Source organism: Allosphingosinicella indica (assembly GCF_900177405.1).
GTDB lineage: Bacteria > Pseudomonadota > Alphaproteobacteria > Sphingomonadales > Sphingomonadaceae > Allosphingosinicella > Allosphingosinicella indica.
The window spans coordinates 1874904-1896119 of record NZ_LT840185.1; the positions used below are offsets into that span (position 1 = coordinate 1874904).

General features: G+C 66.2%; 35 protein-coding genes. 7 read left to right on the plus strand and 28 right to left on the minus strand.

Annotated elements, in window-relative coordinates; all coding sequences use genetic code 11:
• Nucleotides 1-25 precede the first annotated feature (25 nt).
• The gene (locus tag B9N75_RS09290; protein WP_085218543.1) at nucleotides 26-379 is read left to right on the plus strand and encodes a PH domain-containing protein; all 354 of its coding nucleotides are present in this window, start codon (nucleotides 26-28) and stop codon (nucleotides 377-379) included.
• A 665-nt stretch (nucleotides 380-1044) separates the two neighbouring features.
• On the opposite strand, the gene B9N75_RS09300 is transcribed toward B9N75_RS09290, so the two are convergent.
• From B9N75_RS09300 to B9N75_RS09340, 9 genes are all read right to left on the minus strand, one after another.
• On the minus strand, nucleotides 1045-1467 hold the full coding sequence (locus B9N75_RS09300) for a hypothetical protein (RefSeq protein ID WP_085218545.1): 423 nt from the start codon (nucleotides 1465-1467) through the stop codon (nucleotides 1045-1047).
• 60 nt (nucleotides 1468-1527) lie between these two features.
• A complete protein-coding gene (locus B9N75_RS09305; RefSeq protein ID WP_085218546.1) occupies nucleotides 1528-1959 on the minus strand; it encodes a phage tail tube protein in 432 nt (143 codons plus the stop codon).
• An 18-nt stretch (nucleotides 1960-1977) separates the two neighbouring features.
• The gene (gp17, locus tag B9N75_RS09310; protein ID WP_085218547.1) at nucleotides 1978-2367 is read right to left on the minus strand and encodes a tail completion protein gp17; all 390 of its coding nucleotides are present in this window, start codon (nucleotides 2365-2367) and stop codon (nucleotides 1978-1980) included.
• The gene (locus B9N75_RS09315; RefSeq protein WP_085218548.1) at nucleotides 2364-2777 is read right to left on the minus strand and encodes an HK97-gp10 family putative phage morphogenesis protein; all 414 of its coding nucleotides are present in this window, start codon (nucleotides 2775-2777) and stop codon (nucleotides 2364-2366) included. Before B9N75_RS09315 ends, gp17 begins: the two co-directional genes overlap by 4 nt.
• A complete protein-coding gene (locus B9N75_RS09320; RefSeq protein WP_085218549.1) occupies nucleotides 2777-3133 on the minus strand; it encodes a phage head completion protein in 357 nt (118 codons plus the stop codon). The genes B9N75_RS09315 and B9N75_RS09320 overlap by 1 nt, the downstream gene beginning before the upstream one ends.
• A 1-nt stretch (nucleotide 3134) precedes the next feature.
• On the minus strand, nucleotides 3135-3689 hold the full coding sequence (locus B9N75_RS09325) for a head-tail connector protein (protein ID WP_172840862.1): 555 nt from the start codon (nucleotides 3687-3689) through the stop codon (nucleotides 3135-3137).
• 30 nt (nucleotides 3690-3719) lie between these two features.
• Nucleotides 3720-3944, minus strand: a complete 225-nt coding sequence (locus B9N75_RS09330; protein WP_085218551.1) for a hypothetical protein — start codon at nucleotides 3942-3944, stop codon at nucleotides 3720-3722.
• Between the two features lie 82 nt (nucleotides 3945-4026).
• On the minus strand, nucleotides 4027-5316 hold the full coding sequence (locus tag B9N75_RS09335) for a phage major capsid protein (RefSeq protein ID WP_085218552.1): 1290 nt from the start codon (nucleotides 5314-5316) through the stop codon (nucleotides 4027-4029).
• A gap of 14 nt (nucleotides 5317-5330) precedes the next feature.
• Nucleotides 5331-6032 carry an HK97 family phage prohead protease gene (locus B9N75_RS09340; protein ID WP_085219520.1) on the minus strand — a complete coding sequence of 234 codons (702 nt, stop codon included), beginning with the start codon at nucleotides 6030-6032 and terminating at the stop codon, nucleotides 5331-5333.
• Between B9N75_RS09340 and B9N75_RS09345 the strand changes: the two genes are divergently transcribed.
• Entirely contained in the window at nucleotides 6026-6490 is a 465-nt protein-coding gene (locus B9N75_RS09345) for a hypothetical protein (RefSeq protein ID WP_157123773.1), read from the plus strand. The genes B9N75_RS09340 and B9N75_RS09345 overlap by 7 nt on opposite strands.
• A 17-nt stretch (nucleotides 6491-6507) precedes the next feature.
• Nucleotides 6508-6915, plus strand: a complete 408-nt coding sequence (locus tag B9N75_RS14020; protein ID WP_157123774.1) for a hypothetical protein — start codon at nucleotides 6508-6510, stop codon at nucleotides 6913-6915.
• On the opposite strand, the gene B9N75_RS09350 is transcribed toward B9N75_RS14020, so the two are convergent.
• From B9N75_RS09350 to B9N75_RS09410, 14 genes are all read right to left on the minus strand, one after another.
• A complete protein-coding gene (locus B9N75_RS09350) occupies nucleotides 6896-8155 on the minus strand; it encodes a phage portal protein (RefSeq protein ID WP_244552310.1) in 1260 nt (419 codons plus the stop codon). The two genes, B9N75_RS14020 and B9N75_RS09350, sit on opposite strands and share 20 nt — an antisense overlap.
• Before the next feature lies 1 nt (nucleotide 8156).
• Nucleotides 8157-9869, minus strand: coding sequence for a terminase large subunit (locus B9N75_RS09355; protein WP_085218554.1), 1713 nt, complete (start codon nucleotides 9867-9869; stop codon nucleotides 8157-8159).
• Nucleotides 9870-9879: 10 nt separating this feature from the next.
• Entirely contained in the window at nucleotides 9880-10353 is a 474-nt protein-coding gene (locus B9N75_RS09360; RefSeq protein WP_244552311.1) for a hypothetical protein, read from the minus strand.
• 73 nt (nucleotides 10354-10426) lie between these two features.
• Nucleotides 10427-10783, minus strand: coding sequence for an HNH endonuclease (locus B9N75_RS09365; protein WP_085218555.1), 357 nt, complete (start codon nucleotides 10781-10783; stop codon nucleotides 10427-10429).
• 157 nt (nucleotides 10784-10940) lie between these two features.
• Complete coding sequence (locus tag B9N75_RS09370) at nucleotides 10941-11450, minus strand: hypothetical protein (protein WP_085218556.1); 510 nt, start codon at nucleotides 11448-11450, stop codon at nucleotides 10941-10943.
• Between the two features lie 198 nt (nucleotides 11451-11648).
• Complete coding sequence (locus tag B9N75_RS09375) at nucleotides 11649-14828, minus strand: phage/plasmid primase, P4 family (protein WP_157123775.1); 3180 nt, start codon at nucleotides 14826-14828, stop codon at nucleotides 11649-11651.
• Nucleotides 14828-15133, minus strand: coding sequence for a hypothetical protein (locus B9N75_RS09380; RefSeq protein WP_085218558.1), 306 nt, complete (start codon nucleotides 15131-15133; stop codon nucleotides 14828-14830). Before B9N75_RS09380 ends, B9N75_RS09375 begins: the two co-directional genes overlap by 1 nt.
• On the minus strand, nucleotides 15130-15372 hold the full coding sequence (locus B9N75_RS09385) for a hypothetical protein (RefSeq protein ID WP_085218559.1): 243 nt from the start codon (nucleotides 15370-15372) through the stop codon (nucleotides 15130-15132). The genes B9N75_RS09380 and B9N75_RS09385 overlap by 4 nt, the downstream gene beginning before the upstream one ends.
• A complete protein-coding gene (locus B9N75_RS09390) occupies nucleotides 15369-15896 on the minus strand; it encodes a hypothetical protein (RefSeq protein WP_085218560.1) in 528 nt (175 codons plus the stop codon). The genes B9N75_RS09385 and B9N75_RS09390 overlap by 4 nt, the downstream gene beginning before the upstream one ends.
• Nucleotides 15893-16159: a hypothetical protein gene (locus B9N75_RS09395; protein ID WP_085218561.1), complete on the minus strand. Its 267-nt coding sequence runs from the start codon at nucleotides 16157-16159 to the stop codon at nucleotides 15893-15895. Before B9N75_RS09395 ends, B9N75_RS09390 begins: the two co-directional genes overlap by 4 nt.
• Nucleotides 16152-16415, minus strand: a complete 264-nt coding sequence (locus tag B9N75_RS09400; RefSeq protein WP_085218562.1) for a hypothetical protein — start codon at nucleotides 16413-16415, stop codon at nucleotides 16152-16154. The genes B9N75_RS09395 and B9N75_RS09400 overlap by 8 nt, the downstream gene beginning before the upstream one ends.
• The gene (locus B9N75_RS09405) at nucleotides 16412-16651 is read right to left on the minus strand and encodes a hypothetical protein (protein WP_085218563.1); all 240 of its coding nucleotides are present in this window, start codon (nucleotides 16649-16651) and stop codon (nucleotides 16412-16414) included. Before B9N75_RS09405 ends, B9N75_RS09400 begins: the two co-directional genes overlap by 4 nt.
• Nucleotides 16644-16898, minus strand: a complete 255-nt coding sequence (locus B9N75_RS14025) for a hypothetical protein (protein WP_157123776.1) — start codon at nucleotides 16896-16898, stop codon at nucleotides 16644-16646. The genes B9N75_RS09405 and B9N75_RS14025 overlap by 8 nt, the downstream gene beginning before the upstream one ends.
• Nucleotides 16895-17170: a hypothetical protein gene (locus tag B9N75_RS09410; RefSeq protein WP_085218564.1), complete on the minus strand. Its 276-nt coding sequence runs from the start codon at nucleotides 17168-17170 to the stop codon at nucleotides 16895-16897. The genes B9N75_RS14025 and B9N75_RS09410 overlap by 4 nt, the downstream gene beginning before the upstream one ends.
• A gap of 230 nt (nucleotides 17171-17400) precedes the next feature.
• On the opposite strand from B9N75_RS09410, the gene B9N75_RS09415 reads away from it, so the two are divergent.
• Genes B9N75_RS09415 through B9N75_RS09430 form a run of 4 tightly spaced genes read left to right on the plus strand, consistent with a single transcriptional unit; the run spans nucleotide 17401 to nucleotide 19170 of the window.
• Nucleotides 17401-17802: a hypothetical protein gene (locus B9N75_RS09415; RefSeq protein ID WP_157123777.1), complete on the plus strand. Its 402-nt coding sequence runs from the start codon at nucleotides 17401-17403 to the stop codon at nucleotides 17800-17802.
• The gene (locus B9N75_RS09420) at nucleotides 17803-18387 is read left to right on the plus strand and encodes a hypothetical protein (protein ID WP_085218566.1); all 585 of its coding nucleotides are present in this window, start codon (nucleotides 17803-17805) and stop codon (nucleotides 18385-18387) included. It begins immediately after the preceding gene.
• Complete coding sequence (locus B9N75_RS09425; protein ID WP_085218567.1) at nucleotides 18388-18654, plus strand: hypothetical protein; 267 nt, start codon at nucleotides 18388-18390, stop codon at nucleotides 18652-18654.
• A gap of 3 nt (nucleotides 18655-18657) precedes the next feature.
• Nucleotides 18658-19170 (plus strand): hypothetical protein, encoded by a 513-nt coding sequence (locus B9N75_RS09430; RefSeq protein WP_085218568.1) that lies wholly within the window; start codon nucleotides 18658-18660, stop codon nucleotides 19168-19170.
• A 1-nt stretch (nucleotide 19171) separates the two neighbouring features.
• Here B9N75_RS09430 and B9N75_RS14030 read toward each other — a convergent pair whose 3' ends face one another.
• Genes B9N75_RS14030 through B9N75_RS09455 form a run of 5 tightly spaced genes read right to left on the minus strand, consistent with a single transcriptional unit; the run spans nucleotide 19172 to nucleotide 21117 of the window.
• Complete coding sequence (locus tag B9N75_RS14030; protein ID WP_157123778.1) at nucleotides 19172-19522, minus strand: hypothetical protein; 351 nt, start codon at nucleotides 19520-19522, stop codon at nucleotides 19172-19174.
• A complete protein-coding gene (locus B9N75_RS09440; RefSeq protein ID WP_085218570.1) occupies nucleotides 19519-20067 on the minus strand; it encodes a hypothetical protein in 549 nt (182 codons plus the stop codon). The genes B9N75_RS14030 and B9N75_RS09440 overlap by 4 nt, the downstream gene beginning before the upstream one ends.
• Nucleotides 20064-20285, minus strand: coding sequence for a hypothetical protein (locus tag B9N75_RS09445; protein WP_085218571.1), 222 nt, complete (start codon nucleotides 20283-20285; stop codon nucleotides 20064-20066). Before B9N75_RS09445 ends, B9N75_RS09440 begins: the two co-directional genes overlap by 4 nt.
• Nucleotides 20285-20794, minus strand: coding sequence for a phage regulatory CII family protein (locus tag B9N75_RS09450; protein WP_085218572.1), 510 nt, complete (start codon nucleotides 20792-20794; stop codon nucleotides 20285-20287). The genes B9N75_RS09445 and B9N75_RS09450 overlap by 1 nt, the downstream gene beginning before the upstream one ends.
• The gene (locus B9N75_RS09455; RefSeq protein WP_157123779.1) at nucleotides 20791-21117 is read right to left on the minus strand and encodes a hypothetical protein; all 327 of its coding nucleotides are present in this window, start codon (nucleotides 21115-21117) and stop codon (nucleotides 20791-20793) included. The genes B9N75_RS09450 and B9N75_RS09455 overlap by 4 nt, the downstream gene beginning before the upstream one ends.
• Between the last annotated feature and the right edge of the window lie 99 nt (nucleotides 21118-21216).

Genomic DNA, 21216 nt, shown 5'->3' on the forward strand with positions numbered 1-21216 from the left:
TCCCCTTCGCTGAGGGGGAAAATTGATGGGTATCACCGCACTAAATTTCGTCGATATCGCGGATGTCGAACGTGATGCCGCGCAACATCTGATGCCCAGCGAGAAGGTCGCATTCGCTCTCAAGGCTGTGCGTGATCTCAACCTATTCACCGACAGGCGGTTGGTGATGATCGATCAGAAAGGTGTCACTGGCCGCACGACGGAAGTTACGACGGTGCCTTACAGCCGGATTACGCGTTTTTCTGTTGAAACCATTGCGCTCGTGCCAGAAGTGAAAATCTGGACGGCGAGCGCTTCGGAAGCAATCAAGATGGTGGTTAGCGCAGATGGCAGGCTGCGGGATCTTAACCTGTTCCTAGCGGACAAAACCTGCGGCTAGGCATCGGTCGCCTCCGTAACGCTTCCAGGCCAACGCTGCCCCGCTATGCACCATCGCGCAGTTCACAAGTACTTTTGCGCTCCAGCACCAAGCCGCCGTGCGACTACCCCTTCCGTTGCCCACGCTTTCGCATCGCATCGTCGGTCCGCGGACGAGGATGTGTCCCGTCGGCGCTGTGCCTGTCCGTTTGCCAATCAGACTCACCAGCTGATCTCGGGCTGCGACACCCGATGTGGCAGGGCAGGGATGGTTCGGCTTGCAACTCTCGTCGATCTCGCGCGCCGCGATGCCGGATAGCCGGATCTTCGGCCCCTCCGCGCACCAGATCGGCCCGTCGCCGTCCCAGACATGCGTGGGCGTGCAGGCAAAGGCGATTCCGGCGGCGATCACGGGTGTTGCGAACATGGTCCCAGCCTACCGCTTGATCTCGCGCATTGTCACCATGCCCTTCGCGGCGGCTTGCTCGAACATCGCCAGCACCGCGCCTTCTTGCCCCCGCCGCGTGCCGCGGCCGAGATAGGCGCTCAACGGCTTCAGCCGTTGTTGCCGCGCGAACACCTCGCCCTGGTGGGCAGCGATGATTATCCGTTCCCGGTTACCCTTCGCCGCACCCTTAAGCGCGGCATGATAGGTCCGCGGCGTCTGCCGCCAGAAGAGGTCCGGGCTCAGCCCTTCTTCGCACCACGCAGCGAGGAGCGCGTCCCAATCCCAGCTTTCGGCGCCCCAGTCTTCTGCGTCTTCGCCGTCCGAGGGCGCGCGCTGCCCTTCCGGCCGCCTCCCGCATCCTGCACGGCCGAGGCTTCGGCGACACGCTCCATCGCGGCGCCGATTGCCGCGCCGTCGCTGATGAGAAGGTCACCGGCCTCGTCCAGGCTGATCTCGGAATGATGCCGCTGCAGCGCGCCGAAGAACAATGCGCGCGTGAACCGCATCACCGGCCCGCCCTTGGCGATCGACGCGCCGATCGCCTGCATGTTCGATCCGCATGCTTCTTCTGCCACCGCCAGCGCGTTGAAGTCGCGCACCAGGTGCAGCACCCGCCCGTCGGCCAGCGTGACCTTTGCCTCGCCTCGAATCGCGTTCATCATCGTTCCTTGCTCTTCACCCCTCTCCCCATGCGGGAAAGGGGCCGGGGGAGAGGGGAGGGCTTACGCCGCCGCGGCTTCAGTGGTGGCACCGGTCAGCCGAAGCGTGATCGTGCCTTCCATCTTCTCACCGCCGGCGATTTCGCCGCGGTCGAAGCCGGTGACGATGACGAAGCCTTCGACTTCCCAGTCCGTCGTCGAGCGCGGAAGCACGGCCTTGAAGGCGCGCGTGTCGCCGGCCGTCTGTGCCGCGCGGATCAGCGCATCGGTCGCCGAGCCAGGGACGTAGTTGATCACCACCTCCAGCTCGCCGTCCTCGATCATGCCGGGGATATATTCGCGGCGGCGGCCCGGCGACTTCAGATGCGTCGCTTCCACCGTCTCGGTCTGTGCATTGGGTAGGGTGAAGCTCACCACCTCCACCAGCTCGACCAGTTCGTCATCCTCGTCGCCGAGCCAGAACTCGCCGCCATAGCCAGTGCGCGCTTCGGTCATCTTTCTGCTCCCTTCGTCCTATTCCGCCGCCCAGCGGACGATCAGGTCGATCGACCGTCGATGCAGCACACCATCGCTCACCACCTCAGGCAGATCGCGATCGCCCGAGACGCTCGCATTGCCGAAGCGGATGCCACCCTGCGTTGCGGGCACGGCGATCGCCGCGATCACCGCCTCGCCCAGCGCATCCGCTTCGGCATATGTCTGCGCCCAGCAGTCCGCCTGCACGGTCTGCGCGGCCAGGTCCGGCGCGCCGCCCAGCAGCCTGTCCCGCCCGCCGGCCACCATCGTCAGCGTCACCGCCGGCAGCTTCGCCCATTGCGGGCGCAGCCCCCAGTCGACGCGCATCCCCGCGATCGCCGCGACGCCGCTGTCCGCCCGCAGCCGTGCGCGCAGCGCCATTTTCATTTCTTCGCTCCACGCTTCGCCGCGCGCTCCACCGCGGCGTCTATCTCGGGCTTCAGCGCCGCCGCGAAGGCGCGCCCCGCCATGTCCCGCGCCGCCTCCACGGCGGGGCGGAAGAACGGCCGCGCCGTCATCTTGCTGGTGCCGAATTCGATCGGCACCGCCGCGACGTCGTCGGCCAGCACAGCGGCGCGCGGGCGGCCCTTTTCCATCTTGGACGGCACGGCCTTCACCGAAGACTTGAGCGTGCCCGTCTTCACCGGCGTCTTCGCCGCCACCGCGCCCGCCAGCACGCGCGCCGGCGCCATCAGCGCCCGCTTGCCCACATTCTTCTGCGTCGCCTTGCTCAGCGTCTCCAGCGCCAGCCGGGCTTCGCGAAACCCGGTGACGTGCGTCCGCTTCGCTTTCGGCATCAGCCCGCTCGCACTGCCGTGACGTCGATCCCGTCCGCCTCTGCCGGCACCGCGCTTGTGATCTCCCACACCGGCGCCGCGTCGAGCGTGCTGACCCGCGAAGGATCGAAGCGCAGCCGGTCCGCCGGCGTGATCGATGCCGTCATCCGGCACCGCCGCACGCGGAACGTCGCGGTCATGCTGGCGCGCACCTGCGCCGCCTCGCGCCGCTCGCTGCCCTTCCCGTAATTCACCTCGGTCCACCGGTCGCCGATCGGCGCGAAGGTACCGGGCTTCTCGGTATAGCCGTCGTCCACCGGCGGCCCCATCCGCTCGATGCGGATACGGTCGCGCAGTTTCCCCGCCTTGATACCCATCTCAAAGCCCCAGGCTGAACCGGCGGAACGGGCGGCACAGATCCTTGACCTGCTCGGGCACCGCGCCGGAGCCTTCCCGGTTCGCGAAGAAATGGCCGGCCAGCATCAGCACCGCCGTCACCAGTCCACGCGGCGCGAGCCCTTCGTCATAGCCGGCCGACACGCGCAGCCGCACGCTGCCCGCCTCCGCCGCGGCCGACGGCCAGGGCGATCCGAACGCTGGCCGCACCAGCTCTGGCGCGTCCTCGCTCCACCGCCAGTTGCCGGGCAGCAGGTCGATCTCCTCGCCCTCCGCCGTGGTGAACGAAATTGCGGTCACCCCCGTCACCGGCGCGCGCGCCAGCACGATCATCTCGGGCAGTTGAGGGAAGCCCGCAGCCGAAAAGAGCAGCGTCCGCGGCGTCAGCACTTGGCTGGTGAACATCTCCACCCATTCCTGCGCCGCGGCCAGCTGCCCTTCCAACAGCGCGTCCTCATCGTCATGGTCGATGCGCAGCTGCTGCTTCGCCTCCGCCACGCCGATCACCAGCGGCGCCGGGGTGACGGCTCGGATCACATAACCCATCCTCGTCACCCCGGTTGCGGCTCAGGCGCCCTTGTTGGCGGGCGCGGCTGCCTTCTTGTTGCTCGGCTTGGCTGCCTGTTTGGAGCCGCCCGCCCTCTTGCCATCGGCCTTCGGCTTCGCGGGCGGTGCAGCGCGCACCGCGCCGCGTTCCTTCAGCCGCTCGAAATCGTCGCGGTCGAATTGCATCACGCTGCCGATCTCGTTGCCATCGAGCGGGCGCAGCAGGATCGCCTTCACCTTCGTCATGATGTCTCTCCTCCGTCTTTCAGAACGTCGCTCGCGCGGCGCTCGGAAAGACGGAGGCCGTGTCCGGCCTCCGTCCCCGCCATCAGGTGACGCGGCCGAGGTCGCCATAGACCAGGGACTGGGTGCGATAGATGGCGAGCGCGAGCCGCTCCTCCGCCATGATCGTCACCTTGTTCTTGATGAAATTATCCTGGTCCTCGGTCGAGAGCATGATCGACGCATCCTCGCGGTCGAAAATCTGCGCCGCCAAGTCGAAGGCACCGACAAGAAACTTGTCCTCGGTCATCGCCGTGGTGGCGATGACGGGGAGGCCCCAGAGCGTCGGGGTGATCGTGCCCTGCGGGTTGCCGATCAGGTAGCGGCCCAGATCGTCCTTGAGCAGTTCGATCACCGCCCAGTCGATCGGGTTCAGCACGATGCCGTTCGCCGGATATTCGGCGAGCGCGACCTGCAGGATGGCCAGCCGGATCGTGTCGACCAGCGTGTCGGGCGAAAGCCCGCTCGGCGCGCTGTAGGCCGTGGCATTGGTCACCAGGCCGCTGATGTTCTGGCCGGAGCCCGAACCGTTCAGCAGCTGCACTTCCTCGCGGAAGGCAAGGCCGTAGCGCAGGCGGTTGTCCACCACCGATCGCAGAGCCGGCGCATCGGCGAGGATCTCGGCCGACATGCGGAACCAGTGCGCGATCTTGCGCACCGGGGCCGATGCCTCCTCGAACTGCAGTTCGGACTGCGGCTTCGCGGCGCCCTCGGCCACCATCGCGGCGTTGTTGGTGAACATCTTCTCGCGATCGAACTCGACGAGATTGCTCGCCGTACGGCCCTGCGCGAGAAGCGAACGGATCGTCATACGGCGCTGCGGCAGCATGATCGGCGCCGCGACGCGCGTCGGCTGCACCAGCGTGCCGACCGAGCCGGCGGCATCGGTCGTCAGCGACGAAATGTCCTTGACGTCGATCACCACCTTTCCGGGGCCGGAGCGGTTTTCGGCGAAGCTCTTGAACGCGTCCGATTCGATCACGCGATGGCCCGCGCTGCGCGGACCCTGCGGCTCGCCGCCGCCGCGCGCCGCTTTCTGCTCCATCGCGTCGAAGCGCTTCTTCAGCTCCTCGATCGTGTTGAGCTTCGTCAGCGCTTCGTCGATCTCCTTCTTCGAGGCTGCCGACAGCTCCTCGCCCTTGCGCAGCGCCTCGGCCGCCTTGACGCCGAAGTCCTGAACCTGGCCAAGGGCGGACTTCACCTCCTCGGTCAGCTTCGCGAGGTCTCGACCGTCGAGCTCGACGACATCGTTGCCGGCCGCGTCCTTGCGCCCATATTCCGGACGCAGGTCGGCTGCCGCGAGCGCCAGCGCGCTCGCACCCACCATATGCTTCATCTCATGTCTCCTGGTTACAGCACCGGCATCGAGAAGCCGGTCACTGCGGCGCGAAGGTTATCGGCCGCTGATTTCATCGCCGCCTCGCCCTCGGACTCGCTCCGGAGCAGATGCTTGAGCCCACGGTTGGCGATCACCGCGGACTGGCTCTTCGAAAAGCCTGCCTCGCGCAGGAGCTTCTCGAATTCGGGAAGGCTGGGCATTTCGCCATGCGCCAGCTTGAACTTGACCGCCTCGACGCGCGCGTCATCGCAGGCCGGGAAGGTGACGAGGCTGACCTCGACAAGGTCGAGCTTCTCCAGCGTCCGCACCTTCGTCTTCTCGTCGAAGCTGCTTTCGCGCACCCAATAGCCGATCGAGAGGCCGGAGACGGCGCCCGCCTTGAGCAGCGCATGCGCCTCGCTGGCCTGGCCGACGCGGTCGATCAGTAACCGGCCGCGCACTTTCAGCCCGCGGCTGTCCTCCTCGATCGCGTCATAGACGCCGATCGGCTGATCGCTGCGATGCTGCCAAAGCACCGGGACCGAACGGCCCTTGCCCTCCAGCTCGGCCAGGCTTTCCGCGAAGGCGCCGGCAGCGACGATCTCGCCATAGCTGTCCTCGACGCCAAACACCGAGCCATAGCCTTCGAACGTCCCATCGTCGGCGACGCCATCGGCCTTGATGCTCAACGCGAAGTCGCGGACCTTTAGTGATCGCTTCACTTCGAATGGCATCTCAACCTCCATGGGTATATATCGCGCTGCTGCACGGGGGACGTATGACAACGATAGGGGAGCTGAACTCGAACGAGGAGTTCCTGAAAGCTAAGCGAAATCTTTTGTGGTTCTGCTCGTTCGGTTTTCTTCTCTGCCTTATCGAGCCAGCCGGCGATGGGCTGGCGATACCGTTGATCGGAGCCGGCGGTCTGATATCGAAGCCGTGGCTTCAATCGGTTTCTCTTATCGCGATCGTGTACGCGTTTGTAGGTTACTATTTTAGGCTGCTCGAGGTGGAGCGTCTGCACACACCGGGGATTTATGGCCAGTCCGGGAAAGGTATTCAGCAAAAACTTGAGCAAGTGGGCGTGCGGTTCAAAGAGACCCAGACGCTCCTTGAAGCCAAGAAAGCAATCCTTGATGACATAGAAGTTGTTGGATCGCGGTCTGTGAGCAGGCCGATACTTGAGAGCTAAGGAACATACCGAGCGACTTGGAACAATTGCTAGATGAAACTGAACTTCTGACACAAAACCTAGATTTAGTTTCCTATGGACCTGTTGATGTCGCGTCTGTGTTGGAGAAAATACACATTCTGCGACGATCTAGCCAGTATCTCGGTCCAAACGTTCAGCAACTTTCCGTCATGCTAAATCACTGGGAGAATATGGTTGGTGCTGTTGAATTTCGAAACACTCGATTCATCGCAGTTATGGACGAAATTTCGAAAGCCGCAAAAGACATATCAATTCTGGAATCCCAATTTCGCGGTCTCAGCAAAGCAATACATAGTGACCAACGGATTATGCTACAGTATTACGACACTCTTGTTCCTATGTCATTTTTTGCTGCTTCTGTCGCGGTGACGATTGCCCAGCTCTTCACTGCCCTCCGGCATTGAGCTTCCGGCCCTCGGTGATCGGCACGTTCTGCAATTGCATTCGCGGCACGTCGCCGCCGGGCACCGGCGGGAGATTTTCCAGCGCTCGCACTTCGTTGATCGTCCGCCAGCCGTTCTGCAGGCCGGACGCGTAGAAATCGGCGCGCGTCTTGCTGTCGCCGCGCAGCAGCCCTTCCAGGCTGAACTCTATGCGGACGCCGTTCGCCCTGTCGGCTGCGGTCAGCAGCTGCTTCTCCAGCGCCTGCTCGATCCGCTTGAGCCGTCGCCGCAGCGTGAACTGCACGAAGCCGATCGTCTGCTGCTCGATGCCGGTCCCCCAGCTCGTTGCCTTTTCGGTATGGCCGACCATGAAGGGCGGCACGCCGAAGAGGCGGCATATTTCCTCCACGCTGAATGCGCGGCTCTGCAGCATCTGCGCATCCTCGGGGTTGATTGTGATCGCCTTGAACGTCACTCCGCGGTCGAGCAGCATCGGCACGCCGGCGTTCAACGTCCCGCGATATTTATCTTGCAGCAGCTCTTCTGCTTCCTCCCGCTGTTCGGCCGTGAAGCTGTCCTTGGCTTCAAGGATACCGGATGGGCGAATGCCGTTGCGGAAAGTCGCCGCCGCGGCGATATCGATCGCCTGCGCCCCGGAAAAGACGCTCGCGCCGAAACTCAGCGTCGAGAGCCCGCCGAGCGGCGAGCCGCCGAAGCCGCGAACGTGGAGCACCTCTTCCTGTGGCAGAACTTCTTCGCGGCCACCGACCGTCCAGCGATACTCAAGCGATCCGTCGCGAAGGCGCTTCACCGCCACGATCTGGGGCGGCACCGGCACGTCCAGTGCGATGATCCGCCCGTCCGCACCGCGCTTGATCTGGGCGAAGCCATTGCCCCGAAGCTCGATGCACGCGCACATAAACTCCCAGAAATCCACCGCGGTCTGGTCGTAGTTCGGGCCGTCGTGCAGCAAATCGTAGAGCGGATGATCGCTCGCCACCGTTCGGCGCCCGTCCCGATCGGTGCGATAGACCATCAACGGCAGGCTCGCGATCGTGCCCGCCAGCAGGTTCACGCACGCCCACGCGGCCGAGAGCCCGAGCACGCCTTGCTCCCCCATCGCCCGATGCCCGATATCCTCGGTCGTCGTGACCCGCCCTCGTGTGAAATTGTCGCGATCCTCGGTGCTTGCCAGGCCGAACGCATTGCCCAGCAGGATCACCGATTTACGCAGCCATCCGGCTTTGACTGTCTGCTCCACGTCAGCGCCTCAGACTTTCGAGCCAGTCCGCGACGCCCGTCCCGCCGCCTTCCGGGTTTCGGCTCATCAGCATCACCGCGTTGAACACCGCCACCAGCGGGTCGATCTTCGCCTTTCCGGCGGCCTGCTTGGTGATGACGACATTGTTGCCGCGCTGCTCGGCCTTCGCATTGCCGACGCACCAGGCCATTAGCCGCTGAGCCGCGTGGCGCAGTGTGCCGTCCTTCAGCTTGCGCTCGGTGCCGAGCACGGCCGAATTGAGCCGCCAGCCTTGTGCGATGCCCATCATCTGCTCGTCCTCGATTCCTTGCGCGGCCGCTTCGTCGATCAGCGCCGCCACCCCATAAGGGTCGAGGCCGATCGCATCCTTCTCCGGCAGCAATCCGGCGCCCTTCAGCTTCACCAGAAGCGAGACGACGCCCTCGATATCCTCGGTCGGCCCGGCGCAGATCGTCAGCTCGCCGTCGTCCGCGAAATCGCGGAGCCGCGCGGCGATTTCCTTGCGCCGCTCCAGCACGTCCGGCTGCGCCCAGGCGTGGCACCACAACAGCCATTTGCGCGTCACCCGGTCGCGGCCGATCACCGCGACGCCCAGCAGATCGTCCAGACCGCCGCCGTCGATGCCGACGACGGCGACGTCCGATCGCTCCATGAGCGCGTCGAGCGTCAGCCCGTCCTCGCTCGCATCCTCCCAATAGTCCGCGCCGATCCAGCGGTCGCTGTGTAGCGCCAGCCCGATCTCGACGTTGAGATGCTGCGACGCCCAGCGCCGCAACTCGTCCTCGCCCTTCGCTTCGGCCTGTGCGAACTCGGCCTCGAGCCGCTCCATGTTGATCGACAGGCCGAGGTTCGGCACCACCATCGGCCAGTTCGCCGGGTCTGCCCACGGCCGCTCCGGGTCGATCTGCATCGCCTCCGGGAATTCGTAGAGCACCGGCAGCACGCGCGCCGCCTTGCCGGTCACCCGTCCATCGCGCACCGCCCGCGCCAGTTGCAGCTCTGATCGGAACACGCCTGCCGGCGGCTCGTCGCTCTGCGTCGTGATCATCGCCAGGAAGCTGTCCGTGCGCGTGATCATGCCGCCGCGGATCTGCCCGATCACGCGCGCCGCGAAGCTGTAGCTCGACATGATATGCACTTCGTCGAGCAGCACGCCCTTGGGGATCGTGCCCGTCGCAACCTTCATGTCGAAGGTCTTCACCTTCAGCTGGCTGTTGGTCACCAGGTCCACGATCGTCTTGACGTGGTCCTTCACGTGATAACGCTGCTGCAGATACCCTTCGGGATCGGCGCGGATCATGCCGACCGCCTGGTAGAAGGCCAGCTCGGCGATCGGCTGCGTCGGGCCGTAGAGGTGATATTCCTGGTTGAAGTCCTCTTCCAGGATCAGCGCCGTCAGCATGATCGCCGCGCCGCCAGTCGTCTTCGAATTCTTCTTGCCGACGAGCGCGAACAGCTCGGCGACGTGGCGGACGTGATCCGCATCGACCGATCCGAACAGCGCCGCGACGATATCGCGGAACCAGTCGCCGGCCGCTTCCGCCAGCGGCGGCTGTCCTTTGACATCGGGCAACCGCAGCCGGTTGAACACCGCCACCGCTTTGGCCGCCTGCTTTTCGTCCAGCGGAAGCTCCGGCACCAGCGATGATCCGCTGCGCAGCCGTGCCTCCCAGCCTGGGCACGCGAAGTCCCAGCCGTCCTTCGCCGCCGCCATCGGCTATCCGTCAGTGCGGCCGCGCGCCCGGCTTGCCGACCAGATCGTCCCAGCCGCTGCCGCGGTGCGCCTCGGCGGCCGCAGCGTGGCGCTCTTCCTTCTTGCCGAGCTTCGGCGCCTTGGGCGTCTTCGTCATCGCGCGGCCTGCCTCGCGCATGTGCATCTTCTCGAGCTGCTTCAGCAGCTCCTTCTCCGCGGCGACGTTGCCGGCCTCGGCCTGCGCGTTGAGCCGGGCGAGCTGCGTCATCTCCATCCTGAGGCGCGCCTCCCGGCGCTTGGCCACCTCGGCAAAATAATGTTTGCGCAGTGTCGGGACCGAGACTCCGATCGCCGTTGCCGCGTCCTTCGGCCCCAGCCCGCGCGCGAACGCGAGCAGCACCTTGTTTGAATTTTCGCGGGTCCACGCATGCTCGGGCCGCCCACGGCCTTCCTGCGGCATATGGATCGGGTCGCCGAACAGGTCGGTCCCCAAATTCTCATCCACCACGAAAAAAATCTCCAAATGGGAGGGGCGGCGGTGTGGCCGGTTCAGGGGTTCTGAACTTTCGATACCCCCCCTACCGACAGGCCTCCGCCCGCCGCTCCTCGCGCTGCTTCGCCCCGTCGTGACACGGCTTGCACAATGTCCAGAGGTTCGCCGCGTCGAAGAACGCCGCCTCGTCGCCGCCGTGCCGACGCTTGTGATCCGCAACCAGCTTCGACGTTTCCGGCTCGACCCGCCCGCACATCTGGCAGGTGAAGGCATCGCGCAGCAGCGTCTTCCACCGCAGCGCCTTCCACCGCGCGGTCGAGTACCACCGCCGCCACGCCTGCCGGTTGCGCACCCGGTCCACCTCGACCCGCCCGCCGCCGACGGCAGCGCGCGTCGGCCGCAGCACCGCGCGCTCCGGCTTCAGCATCCGCAGCCGGCCCATCGCCTGATCCCAAAATGAAAGCGGCGGCGCCGCGCCATCGCAGCTCCGCCGATCTTGTCGAAGATTTACGCCCCAGGAGGCGGATGCGGAACACCCTTTATTTTCAGGGCCATGTCGCGTCCGCCTTGACACCCCTTCCGCCTTGCCGATCAACCACTTAACCCAAGTGGCCTGCACGGGAATGACCGTTCAGCACCTTCGCCACCCCCGAAATCGCCCGCCGGTAGCGCATGCCGAGCCCGCGCGTGGAGATGCCGTCGCCGAGCTTCGGCTTGAGCGCGGACCAGCGGATGCGCCGCCGCCCCGCCGCGAGCTCCGCCAGCGCCAGCGTCACCAGCCGCCGGTCGCGCTCGTCGACGTGGCGGCCGAGCCATTCGCCCACGGCCTCCATCTCTGCCACCTGGTCGCGGGTGAGCGGGAGCGGGCGGGGCCGCGCGTCGGGATCGGCGTGGTTCACCTCACCGTCGCCGTCGCCGAAGAAGCCGTGCCGCATGATCTCCGGCCACATCGCTTTGACATGGTGCCAGCCACGCTCCCGATCCGGCGCGCGCCGCCACAGACGCATCGCCTCCACCATCCGCTCCTCGACCAGATCGAACGTCCAGAAGCTTCCGCCGCTGGAAGCTTCACCAGCAATCCTTCCGGCATTCGTGTCAGCGTAATTCATTGAGGCACCTATCTTTTTCAATAAACTCGGAAGTCATGGAAGGGTTGGAAGGGTTCGTGTCTAAAATCTTTCGTGCGCGCCCGCCTGCCTGCGCACATACCGGGCAACATCGCCGAACCCTTCCAACCCTTCCGAACCCGCAGAAATCCGCGCTTTGTCCCTTCCGGCAAACCTTCCGCCACCCTTCCGAACGGAAGCTTAGATATCGCGCCACCCGTCGCGGGGGAGCGGGGGTTGCTCGGGCGGGCCTGTCTCGTTCGGCGGCTCGCGATCCATGTCGTCGGGCAGCACGACGACCTTGCCCTCATGGTCGATGAAGTCCGTCGCTTGGCGGATCAGCTTGAGGCCAAGCCACTGCATCCCGTCGCTGGCCTTCTTGGTGTAGCCCTTCTCCTCCATCGCCTTGCTGAAGCCCTTGTTGCTCCACTCGCGTTCGCCCGCCGCCTTGCACCACGCCACGAACACCTCGTGGAGATGCGAGGACTGGACGCGGCTGTCGGCATCCGGCGCGGTGCAGAGGCGCAGGAAGCGGGAGAGCGGGTCGCTCGCATCGCGATAGGCCTGCGTCGCCCTGGTCACGTCGGCCGGTTCGACCAGTCCGTGGGCGAGATAGTCCATCAGCCCGTCGACGAGCCGCTTGAGCACGCCCGCCAGCTCGGCCGCCTTGATCTTGTTGAGGAGCTGCGGGTCCTTCTTCGGCGTCCCGTCCTCGTTGAACTCCAGATCGATATTCTTCGCCCAGCCGATCAGCTTGAGGCGGGACCAGATGCCGTCGTCGGTATCGGGGATTTCCGGCTTGGAATTGCCCGACATGATGAGCTTGAACTGCGGCAGCAGGTCGAAGAAGCCGCGGTGCAGCGCGCGCACCGCCATCGGCTCGCCGCCCGTCGCCGCCTTGATCAGCGCGGCGTTGAGCTTGGCGCCGCGTTCGGGCTCCGATGCGCGCAGCATGCGCACGCCGCCGAGCCGCGCCAGATCGGGCGATGCCGCCTCGCCACGCTTCTTGATGCCCTGGTCGAGGAACGTCTCGATGCCGATCGTGCCGGAATAGTCGCCGAGCGCCGAGCACCAGCTATCGATCGTCGTCGACTTGCCGTTGCGGCCGCGCCCATAGTTGAACCACAGCTTGTGCTCGCCGGTGATGCCGGTGCTCGACAGGCCGCCGACCTGGTGGAGATAGCGCCGCATCGCCGCGTCCGGCTGCGCCCATTCCAGCATCGCGTCATAGAGCGGCGCCTGCGCCTCGGGATCATAGGCAACCGGCGCAAGGCGGGTGATCAGATCCTCGCGGCTATGCGCGCCCAGCTCCATCACCGCCTCGATCGCCCCGTCGCCGCGCGTCTCGCGCCGGCAGCGCAGCGTTCCGTTCATCACGTTCAGCGCGAGCGGATCGACATCGAATTGCTCGATCGGCACCGTCAGCCATTGCCGCGCCAGATTGGCGATTGCGTTCGGCTTGCCCGCCGTCTCCGAAGATCGGCCGAAGGCGCGGACGATCGTCGAATAGAGCTGGAAATCGCGTCCCTTCGGCACCCATCGGTCGAGGCCGTGGGGCGTCGGCTCGTCGAGGTCCAGCTCGCGATCGGCATCCTCGTCGGCCGCCTTGCGCTTCTTCTTCACAGGCCGTGCGAAGCTAACCCCGGTGTCGGCGATGAATCGCGCTTCGTCCTGTATCGCCCGCACCGTCGCGAACACCGCCGCGATCACTTCGGAGGGCGGAACGTCCTTCTCCTGGTCGAGCACCTTCCACCGCCGCTCGTCCCAGCCCAGCCAGCCCTTCGCGGTCGTGAAGCGGTAAGTGTCGCCATGCTGGTCGCGGAAGCGCTCGGCGATGCCGAAGTCGGTGAGCGGATATCCGGCGCGCTTCTCGATCGCGCGCAAGGCCTCGACGTCGAAACCGCGGTTGAACCCGTCGTCGATCGCGCGGTCGATATCGCTGTGGAGCAGCCCGGCGACGTCCTCGCAATGCGGCCAGATCGCCTCCTTTGCCTCATATTCGTCGAGCAGCCCGGCCGCGACGCGCCGGCCGATCCCCCACGCGATGGCGGTGAGCGCTTTCTTTGTGCCGTCGGCATGCTCCAGCCGCCGTTCGAGCCAATGCTCGGCGATGCGGGCATAGCGCGCTTTCTCGGCCACGCTGAGCGCCGCGCCGCCCGTGCCCTCACCCCCCGGTGATTGGCCTTCCAGCCTTCCGTTTTGGAAGGATTGGGGATCATCGCCGCCGCGCGCGGGCGGAGCGGGCGCGGAAGGGCGGAAGGAGCGATTGGCATCGCGCAGGCGCGCCCCGGCCGAGGGCCGCGCGGATCGGCCGCCGCCGCGGCGGGCGGCTCGCTCGCGGGCGACGGCGCGGATGTCGGTCAGGTCGCGCGGGTTGGCGAGGCCGAAGCTCCACCCGCTGTCGATCGTCGCGGCGAGCTGGGCGGCATCGTCGCGGCCGGGATTGTCGCGCGCGGCCGCCTCGATGCACTGGCGCGCGAGCGTCGAGTCGAGCGCCCCGGCCGCGACGAGCGAGGCGACCTTGACGGCGCTGGCGTTGAGCTGCGCGTTGCGCTGCCCGCTGGGCGCGCGCCGGATCTCGGCGCACTCGCCGTCGAGCGCCGTCAGCGCATATTTGCGGACGTCGTCTTCCGGTTCGGAAGGATCACCCGATCGTCTGGCCGAGGCGCGCGGGGGAGGGGATGCGGACGCGGCCTGGTCGGCCGCGGCGTCGTTCTGGGGTGCGCCCTTCCGTTCGCGCAGCACCTTGACCAGCGCGGCCGGGGCATCGGCGATTTCGGCATTCCAGTCGCCGCGCAGCCAGCGGTAGCGGCGCCCGTCGGCCATCACGCTCGGCGGCGCGATGACATATCCGCCGACGCCGCGCACGTCGACGTGCTCGGGCAGGTTGCCGCGATTGTTGATCGGATCGCCGCCGGAAGGCTGGCGGAGGTAGAGGTGGACGCCGCCGCTGGGCGTCATCGCCGCCAGCGTCACCGGCAGCGCGCAGCCGATCTGCGCCTCGGTGTCGGCCTTGAGCTGCTCCAGCGTCCATTCGCGCGTCGTCACCTCGCCGGTCGTTTGATCGACGATCTCTTCGGTGCGAGGATCGAAATCGAGCGCCAGGCACCCGTTGCGCCCCATCGCCACGCCGATCATCGCGTCGGGCCAGCGCTTCCACCAGGCGGTGATCTGGTCCTCGTCCGTCGTCGCCTTGGTGACGCCGCCGCTCTTGGGGATCGGCTTGCCGCTGACCGGGTCCTTGTCGCGCGGAAGCAGCGGCCGCTTGGTCTCCGGGCTGCACGGGAACACCGGCCAGCCGCGCCGCGCATAGCCAAGCGCCGCGACCAGCATCGGCGACGGCAAGCCGACGCCGCCCGATGATCCACCCCCGGCAGGCACTATTTTGCTCCCCGCTCATCCTGAGGAGACGCGCCAGCGTCGTCTCGAAGGAGCAGCGCGAGCAGCGGCGGCGTCGGTTCGGGGGTCGGGATGCGCTCCCAGACGATCACCTTCTGGTAGCCCAGCCCCGCCGCCACGCGCGCCGATATCCGGCGCTTACCGTTGACGATCTGGCACAGAACGGACGGGCTGGTGCCCAGCTCGTGGGCGACGCGCTTCATGCGCCCGCGCGTGCTGAGCCGCCGCCGTATCTTGGCGCGGAGGACGCCTTCGTTCTTCGCCGCACCGGGGATGGGCTTGATCATGCCGCCGCAGCCTCGTCGGGCGCCGCGGCGGGCAATGTCAGCAACAGCCGCGCGTGGATCGCGTCGGCCAGTTCATAGACCTCGTCGCGGTAGAAGGCAGGGGCCTCGTCCATCGTGAAGCGCCGCGCCGGCCGGACGCCGCGCTCCATCACGCCCGTCGGCTCGTAGAGCACGAACGGCCGCGCGTCGTAGACGCCGAGCGCAATCGTATCGCGGATCGAGGCGGGCGCGTCGCTCATACGGCGGAGGGCACCAGGGCTTGAGACGATAGGGCGGCACGAAGCGACTTCATCAAAGCGTTGCGAGCGACACCGTAGATGTCGTGCGCCGTCGCCCATGCTGAAACGATGTAGTCGAGCTGATCTGCCAGCCTCTCCACTTCCGGGTCAGGATTGCGGTTGAGTGCGAGGATATTGGGCGTTTCATAAACGATCGGGCAGTGATCGAGCTGAAACCGGCGCAAGATGCCCCAATGGAGAGCAAGCTCGCTGTCCATCGTCGAGAAACGACCATATGCGAAGCCACGCATAAAGGCGTCCGCCTCAGCGTCCGGCTCCGGCGAGACGAGGATCAACTCCTCATACTTTTCCACCGTTGACGCGCTATCGCTGGACGGGGCTGCTTCGATCCGGCGCAGCAACGCATCCACCGTGTCGCAGGACAACCAGACCGTTTCGCTGCCGAGCGCGCGGCGGGCGGCGAGGTTGTCGCGCGCGCTCTGAACGTGGTCGATCGGCGCGCTATCCCTGTGTTGTTCGGTCATTTCAGTATCCTCGCGATGTGTCCCGAGTAGACCGCGACCGCCTTCCAATATGCAGCCATCGGTGCCTTGTGCTTCCGCCAGCACTGTTCCGCCCTGGTCAGCGCGTCGGCGCGAATATCGATGACGACGCCGCGCAGTTCGGCACGCGCCAGCGGGCTAAGCATCGCAAGCCGCCGCCCGCTCGGCAGCGCCAGAACGGGATTGCGGACTTCGGCCCGATTGGACCGCTCCGCCACTTGCTCGGGTGTGTGGGAGCTAGTCATGGCGGGACTGCCAGAAGCGGAGCGCGGTCAGGATCGTTTCGAGGTTATCCGCCAACTCGCTGGCGAGGCGCGGGCAAATCCTTTGCACGTCGCGGTGGTAGTAGCCCGCTAGTGCGCTGAAGCGGATATGCGCTTCGTTATACCGGATGACGGCCTTCGTGCCGAACACAGGAATATGATCATTGTCGCCGGGCAGAGGCTCGCCATCGCGCAGCAACTCTAAGCGACCGATTAGCGTCGCAACGTCGGCCATCATGCCTCTCCCTGCCGCCGCGCGGCTTCGGCCTGCGGCGAATGCGCGTTGAGCCAGTCCGCGGCGCGGATCGCGAGGCGGCTAACGATGTGGAAGGCGCGCTCCTGACGTGCGGCGACGATCGCGGCGCGCTGGTCGGCGGGCAGCAGCCGCCAGCACCGGCCGCACAGATGCTGCCACGCCTCGACGGCGGTGCCGCACCCGCGCACGGCGCAGAGCTGGTGCCGCCGCCTAGCCATCGACGTGCAGGCCTTGCGCAATGCCGCGCGCGAACTCGCGCAGCCGCCGCTTGAGCGTCGATCCTTCCTCGGCGCTCATCCGTTGTTTGCCGATCAGCCCCTCGATCTCGCCGCACTGCCGCTCGATATGCGCCGCCATCGCCGCCCGCTCGGCCGAGACGGCATCAGCGGCGGCCTCGGCCGCGACCTGGGCGAATGTGCGTCGTCGCGAAGTATTACTTCGCGCCGGGGGAGGCGCGGCCGTCATTCGACGGGCCTCAGGTGCGGGCGGCCTTCCAAAGCGGCTTCGATGGCGTTCGCGATTGCCGGGTGGCGCGCGTCCGATTTGGACCCGACTGCCCCCCCCTCCGGGACTATAGCCGCCAGATCCTCCATCGGCTCGCGCGACAGCCACTCGTAGACGCGATCGTGCGGCGCCTTCTCGTCCACGAACAGCACGCGCACCGGCCCATCGCCGAACACGCGATAGGTCGTGTCGCCGTCAGCGAGGAAGTGGATCACCACCACTGGCGCGGTCATGCCCGCGCTCCGCGGACAAAAGGTTCTAGCGACAGCGGCCACCGGGCCGACGTAGATTCGCTTACCATTTCGGGGCGCTGACGGCGGTAAAGCCGACCTGCATCTCGATCTATTTTGCGGGGGAGGCGGGTTTTCAGGCCGGTAGCATGACAAACGAATTTTCGGCCCGTTACACCCCGTCCGCCAGCGGACGCCCCGCACAGCGGCGCTCGACGTGCGACGAGGTTTAGGTGATGCAAATCGAAGTAGAGATCGGGTCGATAATCCTCGCAGCGGTGGCTTTGGCGGGCTGGATAGTCCGCTCTTCGCATGCCCGCCTTGCCAAGCCGCCAATAGTGACCCATTCTTCGCCGATGATCACCAAGTACGGCCCGCCTATTCACGCCGATGGATCGGTGCGTTTCACGTTTCGCGAAGGTCCGCGAACTTTCCGCGTCGCGGTCAGCGAAGAAGGGATCGACGACTACCGCGCGTCGGAGATGACGCGCGAAGAACAAGTCTGCTTCGTCGATCGATACTTTGGCCGCATTGCCACTGAAATCGTCAACCGTGCCGATGGTCGCGCCGTCGAAGGCGAAATCGTGGTCGGATCGGATTTCCTTCGCGCCGCGCTCGGGCCACCGAGAGGCTAGATGCCGACCTGGGGGGACAAATGGACTGTCACGCTCGGCCTTCGGACAGGGCTGCTGATCGGCGGCATTATCGGCGGTGCGTTCATCGTTGGCGCAGGCTTTTCGACCGCTGTCGCTGATGACTGGTTTGCGCTTGCGGGCGCGATGCTCGGCGCTGGCATAACGGTAGTGGGCAGCTTCGCCGTGGCAGATGCCGTCGTTGATCGAAAGCGACGAGAAACGAAGCAAATCGCCGTCGATGCTGTTGACGAGGCTCTTCGGATCGTTCGAGCACTGTTTGAAGGAAGCAGGATCGAAGGGGAGGTCATCACCCCGGATGACTTCGATCGCGTCATCCTTTGGGTGATGGAACTCCCCGTGGCAGCCCCGCCCATCGATGCGGCGATGCGCCACGCCTATTACGAGATCGGACGGATACCCGAGGGTTTGGTCACCAGCGCGCGCACTTTCGTTGCGACGAGGCAGCTTTACCCCGACGATATCGGCAATCGGGATGCGATGAGCGGACTGGGCCAGCTTTTGACCATCATCGCTAGAATCCTGTCGCCGACCCGCAACATACCGGCATGGCCAAGGGACGACTGAATGCCCGCCTTGCCCGACACCGAGCCGACCATCGTCGCCGCCGATGACAATGAGGACGTGCTGGTCATCTGGCGCGGCGGCCCGCGTTTGTACGTCGCCGCGTCCGCTATCGCCGATCGGATGGGCTTCACCCTGGACGAGCTGCCGCAGCGCATGACGCGGCGCCTCCGCGAAGGCTTCGTGCGCAACCACTTGCCCGCGATCCGCGCCGCCGCCGAAGCGGCCCGCGCGCGCGATCCGCGCTTCACCACGCTGACGGACTTCTAGGCGATGGCGGCTGTAGAGCCGACCTTGCTGGGCATCCCGGCGGGTGATTGGCTCGCCGCCGCTGGCGGAATAATCGGCGTAATACTCACGGTGATCGCAACACTGTGGATCGAACGCCGAAAAGGCGCGCAGATTAAAAAGCCGTTCAGACGGGCCGTAGTGGAACTGAGCGTTGCCCTGAAGCGCGTAATCGAGCCACGCATTTGGGCCGACTGTGGAAGTGAAGCGGTGAACGAGGTTATCATCAACCAGCAGGTCTTGATGCAGATATTGCAGCGTTATGATTTCGCCAGATCTCTCTACAAGACCTACGATCTGGACGTATGGGACGCGGTCCGAGCCTTGGACATGCAGATCGATGCCAGCAAGCCGCTGCTCGAGAAAGAGCTTCACATCATGTCGACAGTCTCGAACCACCAGAGTGTGTTCGATATCAACCAAGAGAACGTTTCGTCGGCGGCTTACCTGATGGCATTTGAGTGCGATCGGGTCATGCGCGAGATGAAGCTGATTTAGCTCAGCCATGCGCCGCCTCCGCCTCGAACCCATAATGCTGCGCGACCGCGATCAGATCGTCATTGCCGAGCGGCCCGCCGATCCCCGGCACGCGCCACTTGGGCAGATCGCCCTGCGCGTCGATCGCGGTCTGCTGCCCCTTGGCCGCGGCATCCTCGCGCCACGGCTTGAGGCCGATCCGCGTCAGATGCGCCTTCGCCGCCTGCACGCGCGCCTGATAGCGCTCGACCCAGCCGGGTGCGGCATCCCTGCATCCCGCCGCCGCCAGAGAGGAAGCGGCGGCGGGATGGTCGCACGGCGGGCGCGGGGTGGGGGGTGCAGCCGCCGTGCGATGCTGTGGGGTGAAACTCATGATCCGCTCATCCCGAGCGTGTCGAGGGACGCGGCATAGTCGCGCGCGCTCGGCGGGCGCTTGGTCTGCTTGCCGGATCGGACGATGGTCACCGTCCGCCAGCCCGCTTCCGGCCCGTCCTTGATCGTCGCCACGCGGATCAGCCCGCGCTCTTCCAGCCGCGCGATCCGCCACGCCGCCTGCTGCGCGGTGGCAAGCCCCGCCGCGCGCGCCAGCTCGGTGTTCGTCGGGCAGCGTCGCTGGAAGTTCGCCGCCCGGCGCAGCGCGGAAAGCACCGCATCCTCGCCCGGCAGCACGTCCTCGCGCATGTCGCCCGCCGGCGCAGTGGCCAGCGCGCGCTTCACGATCTGATAGTCGAAGCCCCGGCCGTCCGCGCGGCGCGGCTGCAGCAGGTCGACCCGCCCACGCTCGTAGAGCAGCCGCGCATGTTCCGCCGCCGGCCCGCGGATCAACGCGGGTGCCGAGCAATAGACGAACCGCTCGCCCGGCCGCGCTCCGGCCAGCCAGGCGTCCATCTCGGGCGGGCTGGAGACGGAGGCCGTCATGCCGCGGCCCTTTGCGGATGGAGAGTGGCCAGCCGTTCGGCGCATTCGGCGGCGCCGATGTTCGGTAGCCCGTGCCGCGTGCCATAGCGCAGCAGCGCACCCAGCAGGTCGCGGGTCGAAAGGCGGATCGCATCCATCTCGGACTGGCGGATGCCGATCGGCGGCCCGTCCGCGCGGATGATTTCGCTCGGCGCCTTGCGCCGCTCCCCCCGGCGCATCAGTCGGTCCCCCGCGCCCGCGCCTTGAGCGCGCTCTGGATCTCGACGGCGATCGCCACCAGCTCGTCGGCTTCGTTCAGCAGCGCCGCCGCTTCCTTGCCGCAGACGTCATTGTCATTCTCCAGCGCGGCGCCGATGCCGGAGATAATGTCGCCGCCCTCGCGCAGCAGCTTCGCCGCGCGCTGGCTCCACGCCGTCTCGGGCTGGCCCGCACCGGGCAGCCGAACCAGCGCATATCCGGCCTCGCTCGCCAGCCAGCGCGTCACCAGCGGATGCCCGGCCGTGCCGTGCGTCACCGCTTCCAGCGAGCGGACGTCGGCGATGGAAAGGAAGTCGGCGGTGTTCGGCACGCCGCAGCTAGACATCCGCGCCTGGCTCTTGCCCGTCACCTCGGCCGCGGCTTCCTGCCCGCCCGCGGCGCGGATCAGCGACTTCGATCGTGCCTTCCCGGCCTGCAGCTCGGGCGGCAGCTGCACCATGCGCCGGTCCTGCGCGGTGCGCCCGGTCATGCCGCCACCTCCCCCCTCTCCCGCGCGCGGGAGAGGGCCGGGGTGAGGGTGATATTTTCGGCGGCGATAGTTGCAGCGGCATCCGCCACTGCGGCGCTATCCCTCTCGTCATGATCCGCCGCCGCCAGCTCCGCATCCTTTTCCGCCATGAAGGCGGCAAGGCGCTGCAGAACCTTGAGGGAGGGCGAACGCCCTTCGCGGATGCTCTTGATCAGCTGCGGCTCGCCCGTCGCATCACGCCCAAAGCGGGTCGGCGGCATCGCGTGACGATCGAGGAACGCCTCGATCTTCGCCAGCAACTCGTCATCGCTCGGAATGTCCATGCGCGCTGAAATAAGTCAGCGAACGCTGAATAGGCAAGAGGAAATGTCAGCGGACGCTAAAATAGACGCGCCCGAGGGCGTGTGCAATATCGCTGACAC